We start from the raw sequence: 5,157 nt of genomic DNA, 5'->3' as shown, positions 1-5,157 counted from the left end.
AGTACTCCTGCTGATGTTCGGTCACCAACCGCACCGCACGGTCACGCAACGCAGGATCGATCTTCTTGGGCATGCTGTTCATCCTTCCGGACTCAAACAGCAGCGGCATCAAACCTGGGGCGGTTCACAGATGATCTCGTCCGGGATCATGCGGTTGTTCCCAGGTAAGATTCCAGCTCTTGACGGACGACGGCTCTACCGCGGTGCAGGAGCACCCGCTGGTTGGCCGCAGTGATGTCCAACAATTGGCATACCTCCTCGGAACTGAACCCTTGCACGTCACGTAGTTGGACCACCTCACGCTGGCGCTCAGGCAACCGGCGCAGCCCCGCGGTGGCGACTCGAGTGAGTTCACCGCTGAGCAGCGATCCCTCGGGGGTCTCCGGAAACGGGGCGGGCGGTTCTTTCCAATGTCCTGGGTAGGGGTCCCCGGCGTCACGGAATCGGTCGGGATCGACGGTGCCGCCGGTCAGGACGCGTACCTCGGTGTCGGTGTGACGACGTTCGGCCATGCCGTGCTTTTTGGCGACATTGATCAAGATGGAGAAAATCCACGTCCGCAGGGAAGCTCGGCCCTCGAACCGATCGATGCCCTTGAAGACCGCGATCCACGTTTCCTGCACGACGTCTTCTGCTTGTTCGCGGCTGGAAACGTATCCGCGAGCTACCCGCAGCATTGAGGGCCCATAGAAGTCGAGGAGCTTGCCGAACGCCTCGCGGTCGCCGTTGCGCAGTTGTTCAGCCAACAGTGCTATGTCCGCCGGTTCCTGCATGTGGGTATCCCTTCTCGGTGGTACACGGACGACCGCGCAGCGACCCGCCGCTCATTCTGCGCCGTATTCGCTGAGTGAACAGCGCGATAGTTGGCTCACGTGGGATGCACCCGGTACCGGCTACGGGCTCTTCGCGGGGATGTCGAAGAAGGGGAACTCCGCCGAGATGTATCCGCGGTCGGGCTTGATGCCGGTGCCGAGGGGCGAGTTGGTGAGCAGGGACAACATGTGGTCCATGACGTTGTCGGCCAGTGCGCGGCCGTTGAACCCGGTGTAGTCGAACGATGCGGCGCTGCCCATCACGTAGGGCAGCGCCAAGGGGCCGAACATGTCGACGACGCGCTGGGCGTAGACCTCAGGGTCGGGTGATGTGCCTGCCAGCTCGACGTATTTGGCGACGGTGGCACGGGCGCTGGCCACGAAGGCCGAGTCGTCCGCCGAGGGTGCGCTGCGGTTGAAGGCTTCCTTCAGCTCGTCGTCGCCGAGGAAAAGGTGGGTGAACAGGGGCAAACCCCATCGGGCTACCTGCTGTTCTGGCGCGTGCCCGACCAGGGACACGGTAGCCCACGCGTGGAGCAGACCCGAGGTTCCCAGCATGGTGTTGGGCACCTCTAGGACGATGACGCCCACCGTTCTGCCGGCGAAAAAGTTCACGTGACTGTCGAACGCTTCGGGTTGATAGGAGTCGCGCATGAATGCCGCTTGGAACTCCGCCACGGCAGCGGCATCGCCGGCGAAGACGTCGTGGGCGACACCGGCGAAGACTCGCACCCCGCCATTGCCGAAGACGGTCGAACCCGTGGTGCCTGAAGCAATCACCTGGCCGGCTGCGCCGCTGGTGGCGTCAGCGCCGGTAGCGTAGCGAACCTCTACGCGTTGAGCATGCGCCTCGCCGTCACCATCGGCGACGTGGACGACGTCTCCGGCGCGGATTTTGAACGCGACATCTTCGCGGCGATCCCCGTTGGTGTCGACTCGGAAGGCGTAGAGAGCTTCATCCCGGAAGGGTGCGAACGTGTCCAGGTCAGCGGCGGGGTTGACGGTCATCGCGAACACCGTCGTGTCCGCGGTGCCGCCGAACAGGTAAAAGTCGCACAGGTTAAGGCGGGGATCTTCTTGGGCGGTAGGGGTGTCGAAGTGGTGGGACATAACGGCTTTCCTTTATTGCACGCAACGTGTGCGACGTTTGTAGGGTGAGCTGGCGAAGGGACGAAGTTGGTGTTTGTTGCGCAGTACCGAACTTTTTCGAAGAGCTGCATTACGCCGAGGGCCGGCGGTAACCGTCAGCTCATTGTTCAAACGGCGTGAGCTGGAAGATGTCGTCGCGGGCGAAACGTTCCGCTCCGGAACGGATTTCGCGCGCGCCCCCGCCCTAACCGGTCACGCTCTTGGTCGTCGCACCAAATATCGCGCGGCGTGAGCGGAGCAGTCCGGCCGCCAGCAACGCGCAGAACGTGTACGGCATCAGCATGAAAGGCTGGCCCGTATCGAAGAAGAATCGAGTGGCCATGACAGCATCGTGCAATCCCACCCATACGAAACTGAATGCGAGGAACCACCACGCCCATCGGTGTCCGGCGCGCAATCCGAACCGGGAGATGACAAGAACACCTGCGGCGGCGGCGATGATGTTGACACCACCGACTGAGCCGTTGGTGTCCAGCCAGGCCGCAGCGTCGTGGGTGAGGCTGGCGTGGGTGAAGTCTAGGGTTCCGGTGCCCAACCAGTAGGGCGAGTTCGCGCGGACCGCGGAGATCCAGGTGACGGCCAGAATGATCAACCCGGCGGTGATCGGCACGAAGCCCGCGGCGAAGGTCAGTCGCCATCCAGGCACCGGAACGATCGGAGCGTCGACGGGTCGGGTAGCGGGGTGCCTGATGGTCATGAGCGTTCCTTTGGTCGTCGAGCCTTCGAGGTTCATTGGTGCGATGGCGGTGAAGGTGAGTGTCGGAACGGTGGCGAACCGTTACAGGCACTTCGGACAGATCGACATCGAGGACACAACGCACGCCATGTTGGTGCGGCTGCCGTCATGAGGCCCCTTCACGCCGTCGGCACGCGGCACCCAGGGGGCGTGCCCACAGCAATGTACTACACAGTACAGTTCTGCGGTGGGTTGTTCGCCGTTGTTGACACTCGGCGAGTCCTCCGTGAGAGCGACATGTCGACGCGTGCAACATGTCTGTTTCCGGTCGTCGCGGGATCGGCTCTAGACCCTTGACGGTGCCTGACGGCAGCTGCACCCTCACTGAGGCCGGCGAATCGCGGAGGGTCGAGTGGCTAAGAGGGAACGTATCCTGATCAGATGGCAGCTACGCGGACGCCCGAGAAGTCGTCAATGGGCGAGAGTGCGAGGTCGCTCTCCCCGCGTGGGCTTCGTAGCCGTACCGCTATCGTCGATGCGGCCGCGACCATGATGAGCCGAAGCGGAGTGGCGTCGACCAGCCTCGACGAAGTTTTGGCGGCAGCGGGCTGCGGTAAGTCGCAGCTGTACCACTACTTCGAGGACAGGGCCGACTTGATCCGCGCCGTCATCGACCGCCAGGTCGAACTGATCTTGGCCGCGCAGCCAGCGATCCATCACACCGACTCCTGGGCGGGCCTGCGTCGATGGGCCGACCAGGTGGTGCAGAGTCACGGTGTGCAGGACGGGCCCTTGGCCTGCCCGCTCGGTACCATGGCCGCTGAATTGAAGAACGACCCCGCCTACCTTCCGCATTTGGACGCCGCCTTCCGGCGTTGGGAAGAGCCGCTGGCGGGTGGCCTGGAGGTCATGCGGGAACGCGGTCAGCTCACCCGACAGGCGAACCCTGCCCGGTTGGCGCAATCGATCGTCGCTGCCGTGCAAGGCGGTCTGTTGATGGCTCAAATCCACGACGATCACACGGTTTTCAAAGACGCTGTCGACAACGCCCTGTTGTCGCTGCGCCGCAAGGCCATACCGCGGCAGCGGACGCTGAAGACGAAGAGCTGACGCAGCCGCCGGCCGCGTCCAGTGTCGGTGACGGCCGCCCTCGGCGGATGGGCCCGATGTCTGTTTCACACCTGGTAGCGCCGCAAGGCTGCCACTGCGTCCTCGAGTACGTCGCGCATGACCTCCATGCGGCCGTGCACTGAGGCGAGCAGGTAGCCACCCTGCAGGGCCGCGAGCAGGCTCGCGGCGAGGCGGTCGGGGTTGGCTTCGGCGTCGAGTTCGCCGCGTTCCTGGATGCGGTGCAGCCCCGCGGCCAAATGTCCCTCCCAGGTGCGGAAAGCGGCGTCGAGCGCGGGGCGGTGGGCCGGGGAGTCCTTCAGCTCTGTCGCCAAGTTGCCCAGCGGGCACGCGAACGGGCCGTCCTTGGCAGGTTGAGCCGCCATGACGCGCGACACCCAAAAGTCGAGACCGTCCCAAGATTCGATTGCGTCGGCCGCATCCTGACCACCCAGGACGACGGCAAGTTCGCGATCGATGACCGCACGCACCAGGTCGGCCTTATCGCGGAAATGGCGGTGAACCTCGCCGACCTCGGCGCCGGACGCGTGAGATACCTCGCCGATAGTGGTGGCCGCGACACCGCGGGCATACATCATTGCCGCCGCAGCCTCGACGATCACCGTGCGGGTGCGCCCGCGATGCGCAGTCTGCGCACCGCGGCAGACATACCTACGAGGCGAAAAGTTGTTCACGATTAGTCTCCGTTCAGCTTGCACAGTCTGGTAGGCGGCGCAGCAGTGCGCGGACCAATCCTGTTTGGTTCAGAGCTGTTCTGCATATATGCGTCGCGTCCCCGCCCGAACGGGACAGCGCGGGCGTCATGTCTAGAAGACGTTCGGGTCGGAACAGGCGTCGGGCACGCAAAGGCGCGTCGTAGAAGCCCCCTGCTGGGGCATTTGAGCGCTAGGAGGTTCGCGCTGAGGCCCAATGCACGACCGCCGTGACTGCTACCGCCATGAGCGGCGGCAGGTAGCCGGCCAGCAGTTGTAAACGCCATTCGGTGATGACGGGTGCGCTGGCGGCGCTGGTGATGGGCGGAATGCGGCCTTGCGACGGTGACGCGGTCATGGGTTTTGCTCCTTTGATGTTGTCGCTCGATCACCCGGGCGGGGCCCTTCCGGCGTTGCACGGTGATCAGACGCAAGTGAGTGTCCGGATGGGCGGTATTCGTTACACGGTTGACCGGGGCGCCTCGTGGATCGGCGTGGGGACGACCGACCGGCGGCAACGTGTAACGCCCCGCCGTACCGATGACACACCGTTGTGCAACACGCCCTCAAAATCAATCAATGAGAAGGAAGTCCAATGTCGCTGCAAGCACTCACATCTCGTTTGGAGGAATTGTCAATACCTGTGGATCGGCTTGTTTCAGGCGACCTCCGTTCCAGTTGATTCGGTCGGTGCCGAGTC

At 63.8% G+C, this 5,157-nt stretch carries 8 protein-coding genes; 3 read left to right on the top strand and 5 right to left on the bottom strand.

Features of this window, described 5'->3' with window-relative positions; translation table 11 throughout:
- Positions 1 to 146: 146 nt before the first annotated feature.
- The 3 genes from ACJH6J_RS29940 to ACJH6J_RS29930 form a co-directional block, all read right to left on the bottom strand.
- Entirely contained in the window at positions 147 to 773 is a 627-nt protein-coding gene (locus tag ACJH6J_RS29940) for an RNA polymerase sigma factor (protein WP_406803214.1), read from the bottom strand.
- A gap of 120 nt (positions 774 to 893) precedes the next feature.
- Positions 894 to 1,922, bottom strand: a complete 1,029-nt coding sequence (locus ACJH6J_RS29935; protein ID WP_103799461.1) for a DUF4331 family protein — start codon at positions 1,920 to 1,922, stop codon at positions 894 to 896.
- Positions 1,923 to 2,145: 223 nt separating this feature from the next.
- The gene (locus tag ACJH6J_RS29930) at positions 2,146 to 2,658 is read right to left on the bottom strand and encodes a hypothetical protein (RefSeq protein ID WP_142394587.1); all 513 of its coding nucleotides are present in this window, start codon (positions 2,656 to 2,658) and stop codon (positions 2,146 to 2,148) included.
- Here ACJH6J_RS29930 and ACJH6J_RS29925 point away from each other — a divergent pair.
- Entirely contained in the window at positions 2,657 to 2,809 is a 153-nt protein-coding gene (locus ACJH6J_RS29925; RefSeq protein ID WP_406805003.1) for a hypothetical protein, read from the top strand. The two genes, ACJH6J_RS29930 and ACJH6J_RS29925, sit on opposite strands and share 2 nt — an antisense overlap.
- Before the next feature lie 269 nt (positions 2,810 to 3,078).
- The gene (locus ACJH6J_RS29920; RefSeq protein ID WP_103799459.1) at positions 3,079 to 3,747 is read left to right on the top strand and encodes a TetR/AcrR family transcriptional regulator; all 669 of its coding nucleotides are present in this window, start codon (positions 3,079 to 3,081) and stop codon (positions 3,745 to 3,747) included.
- A gap of 65 nt (positions 3,748 to 3,812) precedes the next feature.
- On the opposite strand, the gene ACJH6J_RS29915 is transcribed toward ACJH6J_RS29920, so the two are convergent.
- Positions 3,813 to 4,439 (bottom strand): TetR/AcrR family transcriptional regulator, encoded by a 627-nt coding sequence (locus ACJH6J_RS29915; protein WP_406803215.1) that lies wholly within the window; start codon positions 4,437 to 4,439, stop codon positions 3,813 to 3,815.
- Between the two features lie 211 nt (positions 4,440 to 4,650).
- Positions 4,651 to 4,815: a hypothetical protein gene (locus ACJH6J_RS29910; RefSeq protein ID WP_181029266.1), complete on the bottom strand. Its 165-nt coding sequence runs from the start codon at positions 4,813 to 4,815 to the stop codon at positions 4,651 to 4,653.
- Between ACJH6J_RS29910 and ACJH6J_RS29905 the strand changes: the two genes are divergently transcribed.
- Positions 4,814 to 5,157 (top strand): hypothetical protein (locus tag ACJH6J_RS29905; protein WP_406805002.1); only part of this gene is annotated, 344 nt, incomplete at its 3' end. The two genes, ACJH6J_RS29910 and ACJH6J_RS29905, sit on opposite strands and share 2 nt — an antisense overlap.

The sequence above is a fragment of the Mycobacterium sp. SMC-18 genome (genome assembly GCF_045310895.1).
Lineage (GTDB): Bacteria > Actinomycetota > Actinomycetes > Mycobacteriales > Mycobacteriaceae > Mycobacterium.
This window is presented reverse-complemented; position numbering and strand designations above follow the sequence as displayed.